We start from the raw sequence: 22475 nt of genomic DNA, 5'->3' as shown, positions 1-22475 counted from the left end.
CATAGAATATGTTTTACGAACATGTTCTCTACATACAAAAAGAGCTATTATCGACTCTACTCAGTCGTAATAGCTCTTTCTTTTCGCATCCTCAGATGTACTATTTAAATTTAGGTCTTCTTCCTTCTGCAAAGGCGCGTACACCTTCTCGGAAATCTTCTGTGGCCCCTAAGGAGTTTTGGATTTTCACTTCCAATTCCGCATATTCCTCAAAGTTTGTAAAGAAACTAGCCCACATCATTTGCTTCATAGCACGGAAAGAATGAACAGGTCCTTTCGCCAAGCGTTGTACCAAACGATTCGTGGTGCGCTCCAAAATTTCTGGTTCACACACTTTATAGACAAAACCATATTCCTTACCTTTTTCCGCTGTTACAGCTTCACCAGTCATAGCTAATTGCATAGCACGGTTGATACCTACAGCACGGCTCAACAAGTACATACCACCTGCATCAGGGGCTAATCCTACATTAACAAAGGCTTGAATAAAACGGCTATTGGTAGAGGCTACGCACATATCGGCTGCCAACACCATATTGAAAGCCGCCCCTGCCACAGCACCATCAGTGCACATCACAACAGGCTTCGGCAAATGTTTCATGGCTAAAGAAATTTCCATTACCAAGTGAGTAATCTCAAACAAAGATTCTGTATCATCCTCTTCTACAGCGCGTTTCATTTCTGTTAAATCACCGCCTACAGAAAAGACTTTTCCTTCTGCTTTGAAGACTAATACACGGGCCTCATCCGTTTCTTTCACCACCCGAATGGCATCTAGAATTTCTTGGCACATAGGCACATTGAATCCATTTTGCACTTCTGGTCGGTTAAATGTAATGGTGGCCACATTATTTTCAATACTAAATATAATATTTTGATACGTCATACATCACCTATTTCAATGTTTTCGTAGGATCAGCTGCATCATCTTGTGGCTCTTCTTGTAATGTGAACGGTTTACCTACCCCATCATTACGCAAGCGATCAGCTCTAATTTTTGCCCAATCAATAGGCTCACCTTTTTCTAAGGCTTTACCTGTCACAGCATCTACGATAACACTATACTCTTTTTCATCGCTAGCCTGTGTACGAACAATGTAGCGTACTTCATTATTCTCGGCTTTAATTTCCCAACCACGAGAGAAGGAACCTTCTCCCACTAATTCACGAGCAGCTGCCTCTGCTTGTTTTGGTGCTACCACTTTCAATGGATTAAACACTTTAGAAGCTACGTCTTTTGCTTTGCTAGAACGGAATTCACGGATTACTTTCCCTGTAATTACATCTACATCAATGGTAATTTTTTGTTTTGGTGTATACCCTACCACCACATATTGGTAGTTACCTTTTGATGGGTCTAAGGTAATAGAACTAACAGCAGCTTTTACATAGCGGCCTACGAAAATACCTGCTACTTCACGCATAGACAATACCATAGATTGACCAGGTTGACGTACCACCACTGTTTTATCATTCAAATTAGAATATTCATTGATTTCAGCATGTGCTTGTGGAGCTACTGCAAAAGTCGTAGCAAACGCCATGGCACCTACTAAAGCTAGTGTACTTTTTTTCATTTGACTCTCCTATATATACAACTCTATGAACAAAACTTCCATGCCTATACCACATGAAGTTCCCATTCTCATTCTTGAGATATCTCTTTAATTATACCGTATCTATCGTAATTCTTCAATACAATCAACATATCAGGGTTAGGATGCATAGACTCTTAGCTAGCATTCTCACATAGATGGGAATCGTAATGAAAAAAATAAAAACGCTCCTACCTGAGTAAGAACGTTTTTATACACATATTATAGATACTTAGCAATCACGTCTTGGAATGCCGTTGGATTTTGTTCTTTCCATGTGTCAAAATCTTGTCCTGCTGTCTCTAAGGCATTCACAAGATCAATGAAGAATTTAGGAATATCTTCCACAGTGATAACTCCCACTTCTTCTGACATACGTGGACCCTCTAATTCACCATTACCATTCAAGAACACTTTGAAAGCTGGTTGAGGCTTTTTATCCACTACTTTTGTAAATCCATGAAACCCTAGTGTGCCCACTTGGTGTGTACCACAAGAAGATGGACAACCAGATACATGCAATTGTGGCAACTTATCTGTCGATAAGCCTTCTGCTTCTAGCGTATCTTTAATGACTTTTACAAGTCCAGATGAATCTTGGAAACCAATTTGGCAAATCGTAGCACCTACACAGGATACAGTATGTTCAAATTTATTTTTCGCATGTGTATCACCGATAATAGCTGCTACTGCATCTGCTTCTTCACCAGTTAAGTTCACGATGTATACAGATTCGTCACCGCAAATACGGATTTCTGTTTCTTCTAAACCGCCTACATAATCGAATAGCTTCACGAACACATCAATCGGTGGTGTACCTACCAATGGTTTATATTGAATGTAATACAATCCTTTTTGTTTTTGAGGTTTTGCCAAGGCTGTCGTTGGTGTTGTTGTACCTGCTTTTTTCACTTCGTAAGGAGCTACTGACAATGTTAAATCATGGGCTGCTTTAGATTTTGCTAAATATTCATGGTATGCTTTACGGAATTCCTCTTCCCCTAAACGTTGTGCAATGAAACGAGAACGTGCTTTACCACGATTTTTAAAGTCACCTAATTCATGGTACAAATGCAACATACCTTCCACATGATGTAATACTTCATTTGGATCTACATTTTCATCTACTAAGACACCAAAGGCTGATCCGCCTCCAATACCGCCACCTGCGTAGACATCGAACTTGCCATTTTCTTTTGCCAAGAATCCTAAATCTTTATAGTTAGCATGTCCTTCATTATCTACCACAGAGAAACCAATTTTGTATTTCCGTGGCAATGCTAATGTGCCGATCAAGGACACTGCATATTCACTAACGGCTTGCAAGTATGGAGTAACACCAAATGGTTCATCTGGATGCACACCATGTAATGGACTGGCTGTTACATTACGCAAATTATCTCCACCAGTACCACGATTATAGATATCATGTTCAAAACACTCTTTATACAATTCCAAAATTTGTTCACCTTGCAATTGATGGAATTGAATACATTGACCTGTTGTGAAATGCACATATTTTAAATTATATTTTTTCACCGCATTCACTAAGAATTTCATTTGGTATGGAAGAATACGCGACCCAAAGAATCGCAAACGCAACATTGCACTTTCAAAACCACGTTCAGCATAACTACCGAATCCTCCGCCAATTCCTTTGAAATCTTTTGGAGCGATTTCTTTCGCAAAGAAACCTTCAATCCCTGCTTGAAACTTCTCAAACTCTCCCGCAAATCGTTGTCGTACTTCTTCTGAAATAGCCATGATACTTTATCTCCTCTCCTGAGCACTCGCTCAATAGAAACCTCTTCTTCTAAAGTATAACAGATATTAAACCTGATTTCTATACCTTGAAATCCGCCTCTTTTCATAGGTTATACGACTTTTGTATACGATGTAATAACTGATTTCTATCTTATTCTACAAACGCTACCACATGCTCAGTCAATTCATTTTGTAGTTCATCAGATCGATCTTCAGAGTCAAATGTATCATCAAAGCTTACTGCCATACGACGTTGTTTTGCTTTCATGCCAAGTACAAGACGCATAAACATTTTCTTAGCGCCTTCATCATCACTATACACAATGTCCTGCACATCATCTACCAATAGCAAATGTAATTTGCAGTATTCTTCCATATAATCTGCCACTTCACCATAGGTCACGCTGTCGTTGTATTCTTTCATAAACTGCGCTCCTGTCACATAGCGCACACGGATAGCTGCGTTCTGCTTCACAGCCTCTTGCTCCATGGCTTTCAACAGATGCGTCTTACCCAATCCAGATTGTCCAAATAGAAATAGTACTGGTTCAAAACACTTTGTAAAATCAGTCATCGCCAACGCAGATGCCATAGCAAATTTATTTTTTTCTGTTACTTTGAAAGTTTCAAATGTTTGCATAGTTACTCCTTATTTCCTTGCCACAATCGAAAAAAGTGGCACTGGATTATATAATTCATCTTCTTCATCATACATACGGCTGCTCACGGCCATATCTAAATACACTCTGGAAAAGCCTGCCTTACGCATCATGTGCACATCCCAATGAGGTCTATCCATACGACTGATGGAAAGTTCCTCTGTAATGGCAATACATTCTTGCATCGTTTTATTCGCTACCCCTTCATGAATGTGATGTTGTGCCACTACGGGCACTTTGAGTTCTACTCCATAATCGCCATCAATGTTGATGAGCACCCCTTTTGGTGCAAGTACTCGATACCATTCCTTGTAGGCTGACTCCACATCTGGCAAGATCCATGTCAGATTCCGTGCCAGAATCACATCGAAAGATTGGTCAGGAAAGTCTAGTTGCATCGCATCCATACAGCGAAAGTCCACAGTCCCACGCAGAGAATCTTGCAACTCCATAGCTTGCGCCTTAGCCACGGCAATCATATCTTCCGTTAGATCTATACCGGTCACCGAATAGCCTCGCTGTGCTAGCAAAAAGGCAAAAAAGCCAGTTCCCGTCCCCAAATCTAAAATTCGTTGGTGAGTGTCTTTAATATGCGGAGTAATCTCTCGCAACCAACGAGGTGCTAACTTCGATTGTAATTCCTTCATGCGTAGCGCACCAAAATCACCGCTCCGCCCTTTCCAGTAGGCAATAATCCTATCTCGTATCGTCATAGGCCCTCCTTGTATCACATCGTATTATACCATGAGAAGAGATGCTTTGTATGTAGCTGGAGTCACGAACAGATATATAGCACAATCTTTCATTATGCTTTACTTATTGGTCGTATATCTTTACTTTTCGCCCCAAAATCTTTACTTTTTATTTATTTTTTTATATGATAAGTAAAGATTATGGAGGTAGCATATGTATAATTACCAAGGACTAATAACAATATTAGAAGAGAATGATATACGTAAGTCAAGCTTAACACATTTACTTCACATATCGTCAAGAACCATTGCGAAAATCGGAAGAGGAGAAAAGCTTTCACCATCAGTGATCCGCAAATTATGTGAGTACTTTTCTTGCTCTCCAACAGATCTCTACACACTAGAGTCTGACAATCCCATCCTTAAACAATTACGAGAAGAAAAAGACCATAAAATCTCTGGTGGACTCTACCACGAACTCCAAGTACGCATGACTTATAACTCCAACCATATAGAAGGTAGTAAGTTGAACGAAGAGCAAACTAGACATATCTTTGAAACGAATACTGTTCACGGGGAAGAGAGTCTGTCCGTTGATGATATCATTGAAACTATCAACCACTTCCGAGCCATCGATTACTGTATTGATATTGCGGAAGATCCATTAACAGAAGAGATCATTAAACATCTTCATTATCTATTAAAAAGTAACACCAAAGACGAAACGCTTCCTTGGTTCAAGGTAGGAGACTACAAAAAACGACCGAATGTAGTCGGTGGTAGGGAAACCTCAAAACCTGAGCAAGTAGCAGGCGATATACAAAATTTATTAGCATGGTATACAAACAAAGAACACATTTCATTTGAAGATATTGTGGAATTTCATTTCCATTTTGAACGTATCCACCCTTTTCAAGATGGAAACGGTCGAGTAGGCAGACTCATCGCCTTTAAAGAATGCCTCAAACATAATCTAATCCCATTTATCATCGAAGATAGAAAAAAATATTTTTATTATCGAGGCTTAACAGAGTTTTTACGTGAACCAGGCTACCTCATCGACACCTGTTACGATGGACAAGACACGATCAAACGCTTACTAGAATACCTTGAGATTCCACACAAGAAACGCAGTTAGGCGTAGCAGCCTTTGTGGCGTTCCTTTCTAACCAAAATACACAAATCTAAAAGACCGCAACATGCTCCTGAACAAACCTACCGTAGGATCAGTTTGAGAAGGAGTATGTTGCGGTCTTCCTTTACCCTATTCAGTTACAAACGCCACAGCCTGCATAGCATCACAAATGACGATACAAGTAGTATTTTTTCTTAACATATGCTACAATATATACATAAACAAGAAGAGCCAGTAACGTGTGAACGGCGTTAGGCTCATCTCAATACTACAAAAGATGAAAGGCCTAACGTGTATAAGTGCTACCAACACTTATCTTTTACGTTAGGCTTTGTCATTTCTAGTTAAAGAAACGATAAATATCTATAATTAATTTTAAAAATTTTACTAATAATAGCAACTTTTTCCAAAATTTCATAGAAATCACCTCCTCCCATACTGGGAAGAGATAAGCCCAACTCACATCAATGACTCTTCTATACACATATTATATCATATTTTTCTGCATATCGTTTATATTTTTGTAGCATCATCCCCTATCGAGGAGCGCAGTTACAAGTAGCAGCCTTTGTGGCGTTCCTTTCTAACCAAAATACACAAATCTAAAAGACCGCAACATGCTCCTGAACAAACCTACCGTAGGATCAGTTTGCGGAGGAATATTTTGCACTTTTCCTAAGGAACGCCGTATTGAGTAGACACTTCGTAGCGTTCTTTTTTCTACAATCTCGCAAATGCAAAAACGAGCAACATGTTCCTGAACAAACCTACCGAAAGGATCAGTTTGAGAAGGAATATGTTGCTCGTTTTCTTTCGCTATATCAGTCCACTAGAATTCTACGATATGTCATAGCGATACCAGAGGCGACTTATTCTGGTTGAATTGTAAAGGACAAGCTAGAGAAGTATTTAGTTTGTTCACCTTTTGTTTCTGTTGGGAATGCTACTTCTACGCCTACTACGTTCACGCCATTAGCAGCTACTGTTACCATTGCTTTACCTTGTGCATCAGCTTGGCTTTCATTAGTCAAATCATTGATAACGTCTTTGATTAATGGAGCGTTAGCATAAGGCATGCCATCTTTGAATACTTGAATTTCGTAAGTATCGCCTTTGCGCAATGTTAATGGGTTAACGCTTGGAACGATTTCGATCGGCATGTTCAAACGTTCAGGTTTTACTGCCGCATTCCAATAGTTTACATTATATTTCACAGCATGCGTAGATTTCACCGCATTTGGCACATCTTTCATCATGGCTTTATGCATTTTGCCATCTTTATCTTTTGTAAAATAGCCATAGTCAAATGTAGTTGCTGTAGTACCTAACATTTCATTTTTCTCAATAGTTACATTGTGTTCATGAGGCATTACCTTCATGTCCAATGGATTATACGCCACATCATACGCTTCAAAGCTTTTTACCATGGATGGTTCGTATGCGTTATCTACAGGGCCTTCTCCTAATACCAATGTTGGTTGATCAATACGTTCTGCAAACCACACGCCATGGGCAGACGCATTTGTACCTACAGAAACTGCACCTACTAAAGCTAATGCAAGAATTGCTAACTTACTTTTTTTCATGATGGATTCCCTCCTATGAAATATATAATTTATAATACTTTCATTCTACACCTTGTGAGAATCACTAGCAATATTTATTTTTAATTATGAATTTTTTCTATAATTAATCGCAATAACTATCTATACATACACAAAACGCATATGGACATATTATAAAATCAACTGAACAATAGTTTCAAAAATACCTAAAATCACTGCAAATACTGGACGTATTACAGCACCTAAGAATCCAAATTGCCCCAATACCAAAATACCAATAAAGAACCACAACTGAGCTCCTAATAGTTTTTCTTGCCACTCATAAGGCAAATATTGCAGTAACACATAAAATCCAATAAAGCCTGGCACTGGCAACATGTTAAAGACCCCAAAGCCTATGCACAAGGTCACGATATAGGACATGACCATTTGTAAACCAGTACTTACTGTACTGACTTGCACAGCAATGGACATGCCTACATAAGCTAGAAATGCCACTAAGATATTAGCACCTAATCCAGCTAAGGCAATTTGTATCATCGCATTGCGTGGTTTTTTAAAATTGTACGGCGAAAAGGGAATTGGCTTACTCCACCCTACGCTAGCAATGAGCATCACTAAAATTCCTAACAAATCAATATGGGCAAAAGGGTTAATCGTATCTCGTCCCCACTGCTTAGGCGTCATATCCCCCAAGCGGATTGCCATCTTTGCTTGCGCATAGTTAAATATGGATATAGCGATAGCTATAGCCGGTAGCATCGCAATATAATGAACAAAATCTTTCATACTATCTCCTTTATGTAATAGACCTTCTTTACTCAGCACTCATTCTGTATCTAAATAGGTATCTTTTTCTCTATTATACACGATAATCGCCCATCACAACACCATTGAATATATACATTGTCAGTCAAGCTTTCCTTATAATGCAATACCCTCTTAACAGTCAGTGGACATTTTGCATCTCCTTCTCCATACTGAAAGTATCTAGAAGGACTAACGTTCAACATATATTTAGGAGGTACCCCTATATGCAGTATAAAGAGCAACGCTTTATCATTCCCATCCCTTATGAATTACTTTATGAACTATATGTCATTCGTCATACATCTACTAAAGCCATTGCAGAACTATTACACTGTAGTCAAAGTACTGTATGCCAACGATTGCACGCCTACAAAATCCCTATACAATCAAAGTTGGTTGCCATCCCTCAGGAGGAACTGATGCTGTTATATCAACAAGGGCATTCAGTCAAACAATTAGCTCAGCACTACCATGTGTCTACGCGAACCATCTATAATCGTTTATATGACTGGCATATCAAAGAGCCTACTCGAACACAAGTTGATAAAGACCTTCCCATTGCAGCTATCATCAGCTCCTATGAGTCCGGAAATAGTGCCTATACCATTGCCAAAGAATTTCGCATCTCGCCTTCTACTGTAATCCATCTGCTACAATCAAAGAGAATACCCCTTCGTCACAGCCATAAACGGCTTTCCTTACCGATTAGAGATATATGCAATCTCTACACAGCACATAAACTATCCACCACTCAAATTGCCAACCTCTATCATGTAAAAGCTGCCACCATCGCATCTCGATTACGAGAGGCGGGCATCACATTACGAGGCAATAAAGAAGATCTCCCCATTCCATCCATTGTATCTGCCTATCAAAATGACACACCATTGCAGGTCATCGCCACTACGTACGGCACCAATTATCATACGATTCGCAATATACTAATCAGAAATGGGGTCTACCAAAAAGCTCGTCGTATTCGTGACTGTGCCTATGATATTCAAACCTTACATAGAAATGAACAATTGTCGATTGCAGAAATCGCCTCTCACTATGCTTGCCATCCCGAAACCATTAGACGTATTATCAAGGACGCCACCAAGAAAAAGAAAAGTACACCCTGAACTCCTTGCCCTGACCAGCAAAGTAACGTATACTAAAAGAAACGACATATATCATTAAAAGGAGTCTATTATGGATTATATTATCGCTTTATTACCTTACTTTGCATTAGGTATTCTATCCGCATTAATTGCTCGCTTCTCAGGGATTGCTATGTCATTCCTTGTAGTGCCAACCCTATTATATTGGGGTGCTACCCCTGTGGAAGTTATCTCGTTTATGCTGACGTTCACATTGTACAATACATTTACCCTTGAAACACAAGATGTACGACTAGATTTTAAGGATTTAACATTTTTCCCAGGTTGGAAATTAATCATTCCTTTACTAGTTCCATTTGGACTTAGCTTAGTCTCTCCACATCTATCGATTGGTCTATTCATTTTCTTCTTCATCTTGGAGTTAGGGGCCGCTCTATACAAACGTATCCCTAAGGAAGAACGTCCCACTTTAAAGCAAATTTATATTTCTTCCACCCTTTCCATCTTAGGAACGATTGTGGGGGTATTAAATTATCGCTATATTCCAGAGCAATGGTTTTTCCTATTTGTGGGAATCGCTATGTTAGGTCTTACATGGTTCGCCTATTATGCGGGCAAGAAACGATCTGCTATGCGTGAATCTTGGACTGCTATTTGGCCATCCTTTTCCATATTGTTAGGGGCCTTAGGATTAGAAATTTCTTCCTATATTTATGGAGTTAAACGAAATTTCTCCTCTCCTTTTGAAAGAATGGTTCCTATGTTTACTGTCATCGGTGCCTTTGCCGGTACGATGGTATTATTCGTAGTAGAAAACCAATTCTCTCTAGCCTCTCTCATTGCCGCCGTAGGCTGTGCTTTTGGTGTTCGTCTATCTGGTACCTATCAATTCAGCAAAAATGGTAAATTTTCTTGGTTAATCATTGGTCTCACTGTACTCATTGTACTCTGTTTATACCTAGTTAGCCCTACACCAGTAGGCTTAGAAAGTGGTAGTCAACTATTACAAACACCAATTACACAATAATCACATATTCTTAGCCACGTATGTTACAAAGCTAAACAACAGAGGACAGTTGCTACATTCGCAACTGTCCTCTTCGTATATCTATTGTTGTGGAAAGGCTCCCACAAACTCCCAAACGCTCATATCCGGTAAGTGATTTTCTATATACATCCTTTGCAATGTATCCATACACCATGGTATAGTCACATACTTTTTCACATACATATAGTTATACCCATCTTTATCTAAAGCAATTTCTAGATTCAGTTGATCCGGGTGGTCTTCATCCATAATGGCTTGGACAAAGTGGCAGTTTTCTTTTGGGGAGTCCCAAAACAAACTGAAAAATACACGTTCATCTGCCACAATTTGATGTAGTACAGCTTCTACATCTGACCAAGTCCCTTGTTCATAGGTCTCCTCATCTGTAATAAGTCGAAACATTTATGCTTCTCCTTGTTCGATGCGGATTACATCACCAATCCGATGGCATAATTCATCCAATTGTTCTTGATCAGGACCTTCTGCCATGACGCGGATTAGAGGCTCTGTACCAGATGGACGCACTAAAATACGACCATTACTACCTAACTCTTCTTCCGCTTCACGAATGGCATCTTGAATAGCTGTATTCGTTTCCCAACCAGCCTTCGTCAACACTCGTACATTGACTAATAATTGAGGATACTTCGTCATCAAACCGGCTAATTCAGATAAAGATTTTCCTTTTTCTTTCATAATGGACAATGTTTGTACCGCTGTTAATAACCCGTCACCAGTACTATTATAGTCCAAGAAAATGACATGACCAGATTGTTCTCCACCAATAGAATAGCCTTCTGCTAACATTTTTTCTAATACATAGCGATCGCCCACAGCAGTAGAACATGTCTTCATGCCCAGCTCTTCTGCCGCTTTATGAAAGCCAATATTACTCATCACTGTGCCAACAATCATGTTATCTTTCAATTTGCCTTGCTCTTGTAAGTGCAAGCCACAGAGCAACATTATTTGGTCTCCATCTAAGACTTGTCCTTTTTCATCAACCATCAAACAACGATCTGCATCGCCATCGTTGGCGATACCAACATGAGCCCCCTCACGAAGCACCGCTGCTTGTAGCCCTTCTAAGTGTGTGGACCCAGCATTATCATTAATGTTTGTTCCATTTGGCTCTACATTGATGGCAATGACCTCCGCCCCTAATTGACGAAGGATCGTTGGCCCCACATAAGAAGCTGCTCCATGTGCACCATCATAAACTACCTTAAGTCCTTCTAGAGAAGCACTAGTAGATACCACAAAATCCACATATTCTTGTACCCATTCTTGGTGATATTGGATAGTTCCAATATCTCCTTTTGTAGGGCGTGGCAAGCAATCATCGGCACTGGATTTGCATAATTCTTCGATTTCATCTTCTACCGCATCTGGCAATTTAAATCCGTTTCCATCAAAGAATTTAATGCCATTATCTGGATATGGATTGTGCGAAGCAGAAATCACCACACCAGCTGTACATTCTTTTTGACGTACTAAATAGGCAATAGCCGGTGTCGGAGCTTCTCCTAAAACAATCACATCGCCACCAACCGCACAAATACCAGAGGCCAATGCACTTTCAAGCATACCTCCAGAAATACGTGTATCTCGTCCAATTAAAAATACTGGACGCTCTATGGATTGCCCAAAATAGGATGCTGCCGCACGGCCTAAATGATAGGCTAGTTCTGGCGTTAAGAATTCATTCACCAATCCGCGTACACCATCGGTCCCAAACAATCTACTCATGATTTTCTCCTTTCAAAGGGCTGTATCGATTCATAATTAATATGGCTGTTTCTGCGCCATCCAAGGCAGCACTCATGATACCGCCTGCATATCCGGCCCCCTCTCCAATAGGGTAGAATCCTTCTGTTGAGAGAGAGACTCTGTCTTCATCACGGAGCAAGCGAAGCGGTGCAGACGTTCTAGTTTCCACACCCGTCATGCACACTTGATCCCCATCAAATCCGTGAATACGACGACCAAAGTATGGCAATGCATCTGCTAATGTATCTGTTACGAAAGTAGGTAGACACTCTCGTATATCCGCTGGCGTCACACCAGGCTCATAACTATAGTGTTCTCGCTGTACATGATTATCAGCGGTGCGTTCTAAAAAATGACCCACTGTCTGTATCGGTGCATGATAATTGCGTCCCCCCAAGATGAAAGCCTTTTCTTCCCATTCTCGTTGGAAATCAATCCCCGCTAATGGATGTGCACCAAAATCTCTTGGGCCCACTGTGACTACTAAGGCACTATTCGCAATGCCACTATCACGAGCATATAAGCTCATACCATTTGTCACAACACCGCCCTCTTCAGAGGCACTAGCCACTACTTGCCCCCCTGGACACATACAAAAGCTATAACAAGATCTATCCTTCTCTTTATCATGGTAGACCAGTGAATATTCCGCAGCTCCTAAACCAATATCGGCGGAATGTACTCCATATTGTGAAGTGTCAATCACATCTTGGTCATGTTCAATTCGAACTCCGATGGCAAAGGATTTACCTTCCATCTGTACGCCTCTGTCATAGAGCATGCGATACGTATCACGAGCACTATGTCCAATACCACATAATACAATATCTGCTGGCAACGATTCTGTACCATTAATCGTCACTCCTGTAATACGATTGTTCTCTGTCATAATATCTGTCACATGTGCACCAAAGCGAACTTCCCCGCCCCAAGCAATAATTTGTTCGCGCATCGCTTTTACCATGTGCCGCAAAATATCTGTACCTACATGTGGTTTATGCTTATACAAAATCTCTTCAGGCGCACCAAATTCAACAAAATATGTAGCAATTTCATGCAAGCGTGGATGTGTGACACGGGTTGTCAATTTCCCATCAGAAAATGTGCCTGCTCCACCTTCACCAAATTGTACATTGGATTCCGGTTTAAAGATCCCTTGTTTCCAAAAGGCTTCTACATCTAATGTACGTTGATCTACATCTTGTCCACGTTCCAGCACGATGGGCCGATAACCCTCTCGCGCTAAATAGAACGCAGCTAACATCCCGGCTGGGCCAAAACCTACCACAACAGGTCTGTGTTGCATCAGTTCTGTCCCTAGCTGTATGGGCTCAGGAATTTCTGGTTCCATCAACGTAATATCTTTATGACGACTTAACTTTTTAAATACTTGATTTTCATTCTGCACTTCTAAAAACAATGTATACACGAAGGTAATATTCGGCTTTTTACGTGCATCTACAGCTCGACGTACCACATGGATCGTCTTGATTTGCCCCCGCAAAGGGCTATATTTTTTTACAATTAATTCTTCTAATCGCTCTGCCTCTTGTACGGGTATACGAAAATTAATGATACGTAACATATATCTCTCCTACATTTGTGGTGTAATCTCAACTTTGACAACTACTCTATCTGTACTAGTCGTCACACCGTCTGGTAGTACTAAACTATAATTACCTGAAAAGTTACCGGTAGCACCATTGACGTTAATATCTATCGTTTTAACTCCATCAATGGCATTCAATAAGGATTCTTTCCCTGTTATGGTCAATTCTTTTGGCTCCATATCAACTCGTTTCACAATATATCCAGCCGGTACAGTTCCTACTAAATTCGCTTGTATTGGCACCTTTTTATCCATCCGAATTCGCTCCAATTCATATTGGACTTGTGCAGATTTTGGTGTAATTGTTACCCCTTCTACAATGTTGCCCGCTGTATCAACCGCTAAAATATCGCCTACTTCTGTAAAGCTTTCACGGTGCTTATCTAAATTGGTTCGGATGACCGCATACGCTGCTTTTGACACCTGATGTGCCGGTCCTGCAATCGTCACGGTGGTAGGTATAATTTTCACATCTTTAATGGCAATATCATTCGGCACCGTGCCTAATGGCTGCATCTGTACCTGTAATTCTTTTACCATATATTCATCAACAGTAACTGTCACATTTTCTGGAGTCATACTATCGATATACGTTCCTGTAGGCGGAGTAAATTGAATGCTCACATTGTCTTGTCCTAGTCGAGCATCTTTCATATTTACATAAGCTTTTAAAATATTAGGGTTAATATCTAAAATCGCATTTCGAGGTCCATGTAAACGAACACGCACTTCTTTAGGAATACCTTCTACCAAATAGTTCTGATCTAAGTTTTGCACTTGTACCGGTACCGTATAGGCTACTTCAATGACCGGATTTTGATCCCGCATGACATAAAGCCAGACGATAATCGCACTAATTAGGCAAAGAATTTTAATACCCCAATTCTTTTTCCAACTCAAGATCCATTGCATCATTTACCTTCACCTCGCTTTATTTTAAGTAACGAACTCACAGCACTTGGTGTTGGTTCTAACAACGATAACATAATGGTGCGCAATGTATCTTCTGTAACACCACGGTGGATTTGTCCTCCTAAGGCATAGGAAATCTGACCAGTTTCTTCGCTGACAACAACCACTAAAGCATCACTTTCTTCACTTTGCCCCAATGCAGAACGATGTCGTGTTCCTAATTCTTTACTGACATCTCGATTTTGGCTCACAGGTAACAAGCTAGCTGCCGTTTCAATACGGCCATTTCGAATGATGACAGCCCCATCATGAAGGGGTGATTTAGGATAAAATATATTCATCAATAATTCACTTGTCACAAGACCATCAATTCGAGTTCCTTGCATGGACAACACATCTAATTTCATACGTCGCTCAAATACCATCAGGGCTCCAATTTTACGACGGGACATACTGCGACAAGCAATGACTACTTCTTTCACAATAGAGGTCAATTCCTCTTTGGAGATTTTCGATCGGGTGGAGAAAAAACCTCCTCCATTCCCTAATTGTTCCAATAATCTACGTAATTCTGGCTGGAATACGATGGGCAATGCAATCATCAAAACTGCCACACTCTGTTGTAAAATCCAACTGATTGCATGCAGACCGATGAAGTGCGCCACGATGTTAATCCCCACAAGAACAACGAGACCTTTCACAAGTCCTAACGCTCTTGTATTTTTAACCAGTCGATAGAGGTAATAAAATAAAATAGCTACAAATACAATATCTACTATGTCTAAAAAACGCAATGTTTCTAACGTCGTTTGTAGTTGAAATGGCATAGATATCCCTATCCTTTCTTATACAAAATAAGGGTACATGCTCATACATGTACCCTTTTATTGTATCCTATATCGGTATTTTTTTCTAGTAAACCTATATCTTATATATGGTAGGTTTCAATTAACACATCCATATTTCCACCACATACCATTCCTTCTTTGACTGCCACATCATCATTGAGATCTACATGGATACGACGAAATGATTCTTTCTGCTCCATCGCATCAAGAGCGCTCAATCGAATTTCGTTTTCTGCGCGCCCTCCGCCGATAGTCCCAAAAATAGATCCATCTGTGTGGACAATCATCGTAGTGCCTGCTTTACGAGGCGTGGATCCTTGTGTATGTAAAATCGTTGTCACTGCTAATGGTGTCGATGTATGTTTCTTTAAATATTCTACAAACTCATACTTCATCCTGATACCTCTTCGCTGATAAAAATTGTCCTTTTCGATGTCGTTCCACTGCTACATATTCGCTGACAATAGATAGTGCAATTTCTTCTGGAGTTTGTGCACCTATGTCAAGACCGATAGGACCATATAGTTGATTTACTTCCATATCGGTCCAACCTTCTTGTCGCAATACTTCAAAAGCATGATGAATGCGCTTATGGCTACCCATAACGCCCACATACGTTGGTAATACATGACGTACCTGGTGTAGACAGACACTATCGAATTCATGAGCTCTTGTAACCACCACAATCCCCGTATAAGAATCTAAGGGTAATCGCTCCTGTAATTCCTTAAAATCTAGATGAATTCGTTGTACTCGTGAATCGAAAAACTCTGATTTTAAATACTCTTTTCGATCATCCACGACTGTGACCCCGCACCCAATGAAGAGAAATTGATCCGCCACGCAACGGCTCACATGACCGGCCCCTAAAATTAAAATTTCAGGAGCTTTTTCTACAGGTTGCAAAAAGCATTCCATTTGTGCAATAGAAAATAATTGTGGTTGTATTCTTTCAGGCATAGTAAACCCTTCAATAGCCGTCCCATATAGAATATCACCAGTCTCGCTATAAACTACTTTATCACCCTGTCTTGCTCCTGATAAGACAGTGACAATGACAGATGGTTCATGATTCCCCATACGTTCGTATATTACATCAATTACATTCACTACATAACTCCTGTATTTGTTCAAATTCCCAGCTTGTGATGGCTTCCATTACACCACCACCAATAGCTAAGGCTTTATCTGAAATCGTAAAGCAATGGTTTTCCTCACATCTAGCATCTACATCTGCTAGCTTAAATTCTTTTGAGACCAATATGTTCGAGGCCAAAATACCTCGCAATATACCTCGAATTTTAGATTTGATGGGTACTGTATCTACATGTCCGATGACGGATCCAGCCTCTACCATATCTCCAATATGACAATTCGCTACGAATAAGCCTTCTGCAGGTGCATGTATCACACGCTCATGAGTATATCCACCCACATTACCAGGAACTCCCGTATTCGCTATAGCAGTTCCTTCATATATGCAACGTCCTAAACTATGTCCGCGCATCGTTTCTATCACCACATGCACATCTTTGGGGGCAGAAAATCCAGGTCCACATCCAATGACTAGCTGTGCATCATCTTGCGCTGTACCTACATTGCGTTTCGCTAATATAGCATCCACCACTATAGTAGGCTGTATTGTCTTCAACACCTCTGCATAGGGTTCTGTCACAACAGGAATGGCCTCTCGTGTACTGAGTAAGTCCTGCACATGTTGTAACAATACATGTCGTGACCGCAATCTGTCTAGAATCATTTCACCACGATGCACTGCATTTCCATAGGATACTTCTCTTCGAATCATGGTAGGGATCGCAATTTCATTGACCACAACAGGATATCCTGCTCGCCATAACCGATAGATAATCCCTGATGCTATATCTCCACCACTACGGATGAGAACGATTGGTTTCATCATATCCTCCTTTGCGTACTATCCGCTCATAGTCTTCTTCTGTATCTATATCTACACCACTATGCCAAATTCTATCTGGTTCTACCCAAATATGCCTTACATAGGGGGCTCCCTCTCCTCGCAAGATGATGCGTCCTCCCTGATCTTCAGGAATCTGGCACAACGCATCTGCCCAATATCGCCCAAATAGAACGGGATTTCCTCGTTCTTGCTGGGGACCATACTGCGGTTGCAGAATGATCCTATCTGACTGAAAGCTCTCAAAGGCTCTACATACTGCATGTATGACCTGCACATCTAATAAAGGTTGATCGATGACACCACATAATATGCCTGAAAGCTTCTTACCCTCACGTTGTTCCCATTGTAATAAGGCCTCTACCCCCAATCGTATAGAGTGTCCTTGTCCCCACTCTGGATGTGCATTATACACAGGAATCATAGACTCTTGCGAAGCTGTAAGTTCCATCGTATTTGGCACTACAACAGCCAATGGGGCCATGACTGCATAGGTCGTTAATGCTCTCTCCAACAGTGTTTGCCCTTTATAAGGCAACCCTTGTTTAGGCCGTCCCATTCGCCTAGACAAGCCTGCTGCCAATACCACACAACCTAGGACCATGGTAACACCTGCCGTATACGAAACGTCTCTCTATATCCATCGACTAAGAGTACATACTGCAGTGGGACTCGTTGTAATATCGTTAAAAACTGTTCCACTAGTACCGCATCACTTTGGTCATAGCCAGTACAAACTATGACTTTATGGCCACGACTATATTGAAAGAGCCCTTTCTCATGTTCTATGAGTGTTACAAGATGCTCTGGCTGAATTATTTCCCCTGGTGCTCCATCGATGATACGATACACCTCTTCTATACGATGCACAACATCTTCTGTAATAGGAGCTCCCAAGGCTCGCAGATTCACGACGCCTATGGTCATCCGTGTTAGCTCAGGAATGACTGGTTCATGTGATTTTGGCGCTTTGATCCACTTTTTCTTGGCCCCATCTGCTTCTAGGACAATCATCCAATCTGGGTGCGCTCTATGTAACTCGTCCACCGTCCTAGGTTCCAATCCTACCACCTTATGACCTGCTAGACTCCTGAACCAAGCACCGATACGCTTCTCTTCTATCTGTTTTTGTACATAGGCACTACCCAGTAAGAAATCATCTCCATAATAGGGTTCCCAAGGCTGCACTTGCAAAGAACCCATTTTAGTGGTAGTGCTCACCATCGTAGGAATATGATGAAACACTCCATAGTTAGCTAGTTGAGATACTACTGTTGTTTTGCCACCGGCTCCTACGACGGAAATAATACCTGGCCCTGCTAAGCACTCCCAAAAGAGCTCTTCTTTCATATAGCACTCCTTATCTTTCCCAGAATCGGTTTATTTCTCCTGTAATGCTACATAGACACGTTCTGGAATCATTGGTAATGTAGTCACTTCTGCTCCTGTAGCATTCAGTATAGCCCCTTGTATAGCCGGACAAGATGTATTGATAACAACTTCACCAATCGATTTAATGCCATAGGCACCAGAAGGTTCATAGGATTCTACAAAATCTACATGGATGCGACCCGTATCAAGCCGTGTAGGCAATTTGTAATGCATGAAGTTGTTGGTCTCTAACACACCTCGAGAGGAATAGCGAATCTCTTCATACAAGGCCATACCAATCCCTTGTACAACGCCACCTTCTGTTTGCACCGTTGCCAAATTACGATTCACAACCGTACCACAATCAACCACTGCATAGAAATATTCCGGTGTGACTTTACCTGTTTCTGTGTCTACTTTCACTTCTGCAATGCCCACCATAAACGGTGGTGGAGATGTTTCACTACCCCATGTAGCCATCCCATTCAAATAATGACCAGAAGCGCCACTCACAAGCTTAGGAGCTAACTCTGCAGTCGTCATGGCATGATTACCATCTTCTGTCCATACACGCTCCCCATCAAAGGTTAATAGACTTGCTTCTACCTCTAGTACACGAGCAAATTCAGCAATAATTTTCTTTTTCAAATCTTCTGCTGCTAGTTTCGTCGCTGTTCCCGTTACATAGGTAGTACTGGATGCATACGAGCCTGGATCAAATGGCACCACATCGGTATCTGCTTCATAGACAACCATCATATCCATTGGGCACCCTAAGGTTTCACAAGCGATTTGTGCCAATGCCGTATTAGAACCTTGTCCCATATCAGTAGAACCAGTAAACAGCATATAACTTCCATCGTCTAACATACGAATTTCTACTGTCGCAGAGTCTACATTAGCAACGCCAGATCCTTGGAAGGCAAAGGCTACTCCTAAGCCACCTCGATACCGTTCATCGATTTCCCAAGATTTAGGGCGTTCATCCCACTTCGCCATTTCCTTTGCACGCTGAACCGCTTCTTTTAGTAAGCCAGATTCCAATATTTCACCTGGGTCATAGGATTGTGCCGTTTCGCCTACTTCAATTAAGTTTTTCAAACGCAACTCAATCTCGTCCACATCCATCTTCTTAGCCAATTTGGTGATTGCACATTCTAGTGGCCATAATGCTTCTGTGGCACCATACCCACGGAAAGCACCTCCTGGCATATGATTCGTATATACAATATTCGATTCATAGCGGATCGCTTTTGTCTTATTGTAAAGTGGTAAGGACTTATGTTCTCCTGCTGTAAACGTTGTCAGCGCATGTGTTCCATGAGCCCCTGCGTCTGATACAGCCACCATATCAATCACCTGAATGATGCCATCTTTGGTAGCCCCCACACGCACTTTCCAGTCCCTAGCATGACGGCTAGTAGAACAATTGTTAGCCTCATGACGATCATAAACGATGTAAGAAGGCTTTTTCAATGTCCATGTGACAAAGGCAGAAAATAACTCTGTACATCCTGTTTGTTTGGACCCAAATCCACCGCCAATACGAGGTTTAATCACTCGAATTTGTGATGCAGAAATACCTAAAGCTCGTGCTGCATGGCGTCGAATATGAAATGGTACTTGCGTAGAACTAGTAATCACTAATCGATTAAATTGATCGATCGTACAGAACGTTCTAAATGATTCCATAGCGGATTGCAATGTCGCTTGGTCAAAATAGGACTCTTCTACTACGTAATCACACTTAGCTAATTCCGCTTCTACATCGCCCACCACATGACTATAAGAACAAGCAATATTTCGTTTAGGATCTCCCCCTACAGGAAAATTATAGTGTAAATCTTCCTCAGGATGAATCACGCTAGGATGATCGATAGCTGTATGAATATCTAACACAGGCTCATATACTTCATACTTTACTTTAATTAATGGCATTGCCTTCAATGCAGTTCGTTCATCTACAGCAACCACAAGCGCTACTTCATCACCCACATACCGCACAATTTGATCTAAGATCAACATATCGTACGCAGATGGCTCAGGATAGCTTTGTCCTGCCAAGGTAAAGCGAGTCTTAGGCACGTCTTTATAGGTATAGATAGCCTCTACACCTGGTACTTTCATAGCCGCATCAATATTAATATCGACAATCTTTGCAAAGGCGTGAGGACTTCGCAATATTTTAATACATAACGCATTAGCGGGTATGAAATCTTCTGTGTAGGCTGCTTTCCCACTTAAAATGGTAGCAGAATCCTTTTTCTTGTAACTTTTACCTAAATGTTTCATATGGATTGGTCCCCTAAATATTTACGAATGCCTCGCATATGTGATTCATATCCAGTACAACGGCATAAATTATTATTTAAATAGGCTCGAATTTCATCATCCGTTGCATTCGGATGCTTACGACCTAAGGCAATGGCACTCATCATCATTCCCGTCGTACAGTACCCACATTGATCGGCCCCTTCTTCCGCTAAACAATCTGCTAGCTTAGCAGCCTCCTCTGCTACACCTTCGAGGGTGGTAATTTCATGACCTGGGGCTCTGAAAGTCGGATACGCACAGGATAATATAGGCTCTCCGTCTAACCACACTGTGCAAAGACCACAATTCGTCGTATCGCAGCCACAACGTACACTGTAAAAGCCTAAATTGCGTAATGTTTCCAATAAGGTTTCATCTGTTTCAATATATACCTTACGCTTTGCTCCATTAATTTGTAACATTATTTCCATGTGTCTACCTCTTTAACTAAACGTTTAAACATATTCTTTGCCATGCTTAAACGATACTCTGCACTTGCATGAGAATTACTTTGGAATGCTACCTCACCTTCAATAGCCTCAGCGGCTTCTTCTAGTGCATTCATTCCCTTTTCATTCAATATGTCACAAGCAGTTACCGCTCGTATTGGTTTCCCTGGGCGACAACCAATATAGACAGAATACCCACTGTCATCACGTCGAGCTGATCCCGTTAAGTACGGGAAATCAGAAGTAGATTTTCTAAGTGCTTCGATAGCCACTGGCACATCTTGTTTTGGTACGATAATTTCAATGAGCAAATCTCGTTTTCCATAGGATAGATATGCTTCTACAGACATACGTCCGCCTTCAAACAAACGCACCTCTGCTTTCAGGGCTAATAACAGAGGAATGATATCAGAAAATCCAAACCGTGCCGCTACAGATCCCCCCATCGTTGCCATATTTCTGAATTGAACACCTAAAATATCTTTCACAGCCTTTGGAAATGCTCCCTTCGCAAATGTTTGAAACGGTTCATATACCTCTACATCTCGCTGTGTAGCCATCGCCCCAATCCGAAACTCTGTAGCATCTTCTTCTATATATCGGAGACCCAATCCTGAAAGGTCAATGACCATCGGCCACTTACGGTTTCCCAATCGTGTCCAACAACCACCAGCCAATACAGGCGCCATTTTTTGTTTTATTAATAAAGCATGTGCTTCTTCCAAACTACTAGGTTGTTGCACTTGCGTAAACATGAGCATACCCATACCTCCTAATTTCAATATATTCTCACCTAATATATTACCATGTATTCCTTGCCTTTGCATATGAATTCTCTTACTAGTTATACGTCTTATTTATGAAAGTTCATAGTATTTTCATAGAATCATGATATC

General features: G+C 40.9%; 23 protein-coding genes. 3 read left to right on the top strand and 20 right to left on the bottom strand.

Annotation, left to right across the window (positions count from 1 at the left end; genetic code table 11):
* Nucleotides 1-100: 100 nt before the first annotated feature.
* From EO115_RS03845 to EO115_RS03825, 5 genes are all read right to left on the bottom strand, one after another.
* Entirely contained in the window at nucleotides 101-886 is a 786-nt protein-coding gene (locus tag EO115_RS03845) for an enoyl-CoA hydratase (RefSeq protein ID WP_126937667.1), read from the bottom strand.
* Nucleotides 887-893: 7 nt separating this feature from the next.
* The gene (locus EO115_RS03840) at nucleotides 894-1577 is read right to left on the bottom strand and encodes a PepSY domain-containing protein (protein WP_126937666.1); all 684 of its coding nucleotides are present in this window, start codon (nucleotides 1575-1577) and stop codon (nucleotides 894-896) included.
* A 240-nt stretch (nucleotides 1578-1817) separates the two neighbouring features.
* A complete protein-coding gene (locus EO115_RS03835) occupies nucleotides 1818-3359 on the bottom strand; it encodes a nitrite/sulfite reductase (RefSeq protein ID WP_126937665.1) in 1542 nt (513 codons plus the stop codon).
* 151 nt (nucleotides 3360-3510) lie between these two features.
* On the bottom strand, nucleotides 3511-3999 hold the full coding sequence (locus EO115_RS03830; protein ID WP_126937664.1) for a DnaA ATPase domain-containing protein: 489 nt from the start codon (nucleotides 3997-3999) through the stop codon (nucleotides 3511-3513).
* 9 nt (nucleotides 4000-4008) lie between these two features.
* A complete protein-coding gene (locus tag EO115_RS03825) occupies nucleotides 4009-4731 on the bottom strand; it encodes a class I SAM-dependent methyltransferase (protein ID WP_126937663.1) in 723 nt (240 codons plus the stop codon).
* 193 nt (nucleotides 4732-4924) lie between these two features.
* Here EO115_RS03825 and EO115_RS03820 point away from each other — a divergent pair, with 193 nt between their 5' ends.
* Nucleotides 4925-5848, top strand: coding sequence for a Fic family protein (locus tag EO115_RS03820; RefSeq protein ID WP_126937662.1), 924 nt, complete (start codon nucleotides 4925-4927; stop codon nucleotides 5846-5848).
* 866 nt (nucleotides 5849-6714) lie between these two features.
* Here the strand turns inward: EO115_RS03820 and EO115_RS03815 are convergent.
* Both EO115_RS03815 and EO115_RS03810 read right to left on the bottom strand, forming a co-directional pair.
* Complete coding sequence (locus tag EO115_RS03815) at nucleotides 6715-7431, bottom strand: DUF4198 domain-containing protein (protein WP_126937661.1); 717 nt, start codon at nucleotides 7429-7431, stop codon at nucleotides 6715-6717.
* Nucleotides 7432-7581: 150 nt separating this feature from the next.
* Nucleotides 7582-8199 carry a site-2 protease family protein gene (locus EO115_RS03810; RefSeq protein WP_126937660.1) on the bottom strand — a complete coding sequence of 206 codons (618 nt, stop codon included), beginning with the start codon at nucleotides 8197-8199 and terminating at the stop codon, nucleotides 7582-7584.
* Between the two features lie 245 nt (nucleotides 8200-8444).
* On the opposite strand from EO115_RS03810, the gene EO115_RS03805 reads away from it, so the two are divergent.
* Together EO115_RS03805 and EO115_RS03800 are read left to right on the top strand one after the other, a co-directional pair.
* On the top strand, nucleotides 8445-9344 hold the full coding sequence (locus EO115_RS03805) for a helix-turn-helix domain-containing protein (RefSeq protein WP_126937659.1): 900 nt from the start codon (nucleotides 8445-8447) through the stop codon (nucleotides 9342-9344).
* 70 nt (nucleotides 9345-9414) lie between these two features.
* Nucleotides 9415-10350, top strand: coding sequence for a hypothetical protein (locus EO115_RS03800; RefSeq protein ID WP_126937658.1), 936 nt, complete (start codon nucleotides 9415-9417; stop codon nucleotides 10348-10350).
* An 81-nt stretch (nucleotides 10351-10431) separates the two neighbouring features.
* Here EO115_RS03800 and EO115_RS03795 read toward each other — a convergent pair whose 3' ends face one another.
* The 13 genes from EO115_RS03795 to EO115_RS03735 form a co-directional block, all read right to left on the bottom strand.
* Entirely contained in the window at nucleotides 10432-10773 is a 342-nt protein-coding gene (locus tag EO115_RS03795) for a hypothetical protein (RefSeq protein WP_126937657.1), read from the bottom strand.
* Nucleotides 10774-12120 carry a phosphoglucosamine mutase gene (gene glmM / locus EO115_RS03790; protein ID WP_126937656.1) on the bottom strand — a complete coding sequence of 449 codons (1347 nt, stop codon included), beginning with the start codon at nucleotides 12118-12120 and terminating at the stop codon, nucleotides 10774-10776.
* Nucleotides 12113-13726 (bottom strand): NAD(P)/FAD-dependent oxidoreductase, encoded by a 1614-nt coding sequence (locus EO115_RS03785; RefSeq protein ID WP_126937655.1) that lies wholly within the window; start codon nucleotides 13724-13726, stop codon nucleotides 12113-12115. Before EO115_RS03785 ends, glmM begins: the two co-directional genes overlap by 8 nt.
* Nucleotides 13727-13735: 9 nt before the next feature.
* Nucleotides 13736-14665 carry a YbbR-like domain-containing protein gene (locus tag EO115_RS03780; RefSeq protein WP_126937654.1) on the bottom strand — a complete coding sequence of 310 codons (930 nt, stop codon included), beginning with the start codon at nucleotides 14663-14665 and terminating at the stop codon, nucleotides 13736-13738.
* A complete protein-coding gene (cdaA, locus tag EO115_RS03775; RefSeq protein WP_126937653.1) occupies nucleotides 14662-15489 on the bottom strand; it encodes a diadenylate cyclase CdaA in 828 nt (275 codons plus the stop codon). The genes EO115_RS03780 and cdaA overlap by 4 nt, the downstream gene beginning before the upstream one ends.
* 101 nt (nucleotides 15490-15590) lie before the next feature.
* Nucleotides 15591-15905 (bottom strand): XdhC family protein, encoded by a 315-nt coding sequence (locus tag EO115_RS03770; RefSeq protein ID WP_126937652.1) that lies wholly within the window; start codon nucleotides 15903-15905, stop codon nucleotides 15591-15593.
* Nucleotides 15895-16590, bottom strand: coding sequence for an XdhC family protein (locus tag EO115_RS03765; protein WP_126937702.1), 696 nt, complete (start codon nucleotides 16588-16590; stop codon nucleotides 15895-15897). The genes EO115_RS03770 and EO115_RS03765 overlap by 11 nt, the downstream gene beginning before the upstream one ends.
* Before the next feature lie 16 nt (nucleotides 16591-16606).
* Nucleotides 16607-17428, bottom strand: coding sequence for a selenium-dependent molybdenum cofactor biosynthesis protein YqeB (gene yqeB, locus EO115_RS03760; RefSeq protein ID WP_126937701.1), 822 nt, complete (start codon nucleotides 17426-17428; stop codon nucleotides 16607-16609).
* Nucleotides 17403-18050 (bottom strand): NTP transferase domain-containing protein, encoded by a 648-nt coding sequence (locus EO115_RS03755; RefSeq protein WP_126937651.1) that lies wholly within the window; start codon nucleotides 18048-18050, stop codon nucleotides 17403-17405. Before EO115_RS03755 ends, yqeB begins: the two co-directional genes overlap by 26 nt.
* Entirely contained in the window at nucleotides 18041-18796 is a 756-nt protein-coding gene (gene yqeC, locus EO115_RS03750; protein ID WP_126937650.1) for a selenium cofactor biosynthesis protein YqeC, read from the bottom strand. The genes EO115_RS03755 and yqeC overlap by 10 nt, the downstream gene beginning before the upstream one ends.
* Nucleotides 18797-18826: 30 nt before the next feature.
* Nucleotides 18827-21109 carry a xanthine dehydrogenase family protein molybdopterin-binding subunit gene (locus EO115_RS03745; RefSeq protein ID WP_126937649.1) on the bottom strand — a complete coding sequence of 761 codons (2283 nt, stop codon included), beginning with the start codon at nucleotides 21107-21109 and terminating at the stop codon, nucleotides 18827-18829.
* Entirely contained in the window at nucleotides 21106-21561 is a 456-nt protein-coding gene (locus tag EO115_RS03740) for a (2Fe-2S)-binding protein (protein ID WP_126937648.1), read from the bottom strand. The genes EO115_RS03745 and EO115_RS03740 overlap by 4 nt, the downstream gene beginning before the upstream one ends.
* Nucleotides 21552-22340 (bottom strand): FAD binding domain-containing protein, encoded by a 789-nt coding sequence (locus EO115_RS03735; RefSeq protein ID WP_126937647.1) that lies wholly within the window; start codon nucleotides 22338-22340, stop codon nucleotides 21552-21554. Before EO115_RS03735 ends, EO115_RS03740 begins: the two co-directional genes overlap by 10 nt.
* Between the last annotated feature and the right edge of the window lie 135 nt (nucleotides 22341-22475).

It is taken from the genome of Veillonella sp. CHU740, assembly GCF_003992055.1.
GTDB lineage: Bacteria > Bacillota > Negativicutes > Veillonellales > Veillonellaceae > F0422.
The sequence above is the reverse complement of the archived record's forward strand: the minus strand, read 5'-3'. Positions and strand labels throughout refer to the sequence as shown.

Bases quoted from the DNA above. Each gene is read 5' to 3' on its own strand.
- EO115_RS03845 (WP_126937667.1), bottom strand. From the start codon at position 886: ATGACGTATCAAAATATTATATTTAGTATTGAAAATAATGTGGCCACC.
- EO115_RS03840 (WP_126937666.1), bottom strand. From the start codon at position 1,577: ATGAAAAAAAGTACACTAGCTTTAGTAGGTGCCATGGCGTTTGCTACG.
- EO115_RS03835 (WP_126937665.1), bottom strand. From the start codon at position 3,359: ATGGCTATTTCAGAAGAAGTACGACAACGATTTGCGGGAGAGTTTGAG.
- EO115_RS03830 (WP_126937664.1), bottom strand. From the start codon at position 3,999: ATGCAAACATTTGAAACTTTCAAAGTAACAGAAAAAAATAAATTTGCT.
- EO115_RS03825 (WP_126937663.1), bottom strand. From the start codon at position 4,731: ATGACGATACGAGATAGGATTATTGCCTACTGGAAAGGGCGGAGCGGT.
- EO115_RS03820 (WP_126937662.1), top strand. From the start codon at position 4,925: ATGTATAATTACCAAGGACTAATAACAATATTAGAAGAGAATGATATA.
- EO115_RS03815 (WP_126937661.1), bottom strand. From the start codon at position 7,431: ATGAAAAAAAGTAAGTTAGCAATTCTTGCATTAGCTTTAGTAGGTGCA.
- EO115_RS03810 (WP_126937660.1), bottom strand. From the start codon at position 8,199: ATGAAAGATTTTGTTCATTATATTGCGATGCTACCGGCTATAGCTATC.
- EO115_RS03805 (WP_126937659.1), top strand. From the start codon at position 8,445: ATGCAGTATAAAGAGCAACGCTTTATCATTCCCATCCCTTATGAATTA.
- EO115_RS03800 (WP_126937658.1), top strand. From the start codon at position 9,415: ATGGATTATATTATCGCTTTATTACCTTACTTTGCATTAGGTATTCTA.
- EO115_RS03795 (WP_126937657.1), bottom strand. From the start codon at position 10,773: ATGTTTCGACTTATTACAGATGAGGAGACCTATGAACAAGGGACTTGG.
- glmM (WP_126937656.1), bottom strand. From the start codon at position 12,120: ATGAGTAGATTGTTTGGGACCGATGGTGTACGCGGATTGGTGAATGAA.
- EO115_RS03785 (WP_126937655.1), bottom strand. From the start codon at position 13,726: ATGTTACGTATCATTAATTTTCGTATACCCGTACAAGAGGCAGAGCGA.
- EO115_RS03780 (WP_126937654.1), bottom strand. From the start codon at position 14,665: ATGATGCAATGGATCTTGAGTTGGAAAAAGAATTGGGGTATTAAAATT.
- cdaA (WP_126937653.1), bottom strand. From the start codon at position 15,489: ATGCCATTTCAACTACAAACGACGTTAGAAACATTGCGTTTTTTAGAC.
- EO115_RS03770 (WP_126937652.1), bottom strand. From the start codon at position 15,905: ATGAAGTATGAGTTTGTAGAATATTTAAAGAAACATACATCGACACCA.
- EO115_RS03765 (WP_126937702.1), bottom strand. From the start codon at position 16,590: ATGGGGAATCATGAACCATCTGTCATTGTCACTGTCTTATCAGGAGCA.
- yqeB (WP_126937701.1), bottom strand. From the start codon at position 17,428: ATGAAACCAATCGTTCTCATCCGTAGTGGTGGAGATATAGCATCAGGG.
- EO115_RS03755 (WP_126937651.1), bottom strand. From the start codon at position 18,050: ATGGTCCTAGGTTGTGTGGTATTGGCAGCAGGCTTGTCTAGGCGAATG.
- yqeC (WP_126937650.1), bottom strand. From the start codon at position 18,796: ATGAAAGAAGAGCTCTTTTGGGAGTGCTTAGCAGGGCCAGGTATTATT.
- EO115_RS03745 (WP_126937649.1), bottom strand. From the start codon at position 21,109: ATGAAACATTTAGGTAAAAGTTACAAGAAAAAGGATTCTGCTACCATT.
- EO115_RS03740 (WP_126937648.1), bottom strand. From the start codon at position 21,561: ATGGAAATAATGTTACAAATTAATGGAGCAAAGCGTAAGGTATATATT.
- EO115_RS03735 (WP_126937647.1), bottom strand. From the start codon at position 22,340: ATGCTCATGTTTACGCAAGTGCAACAACCTAGTAGTTTGGAAGAAGCA.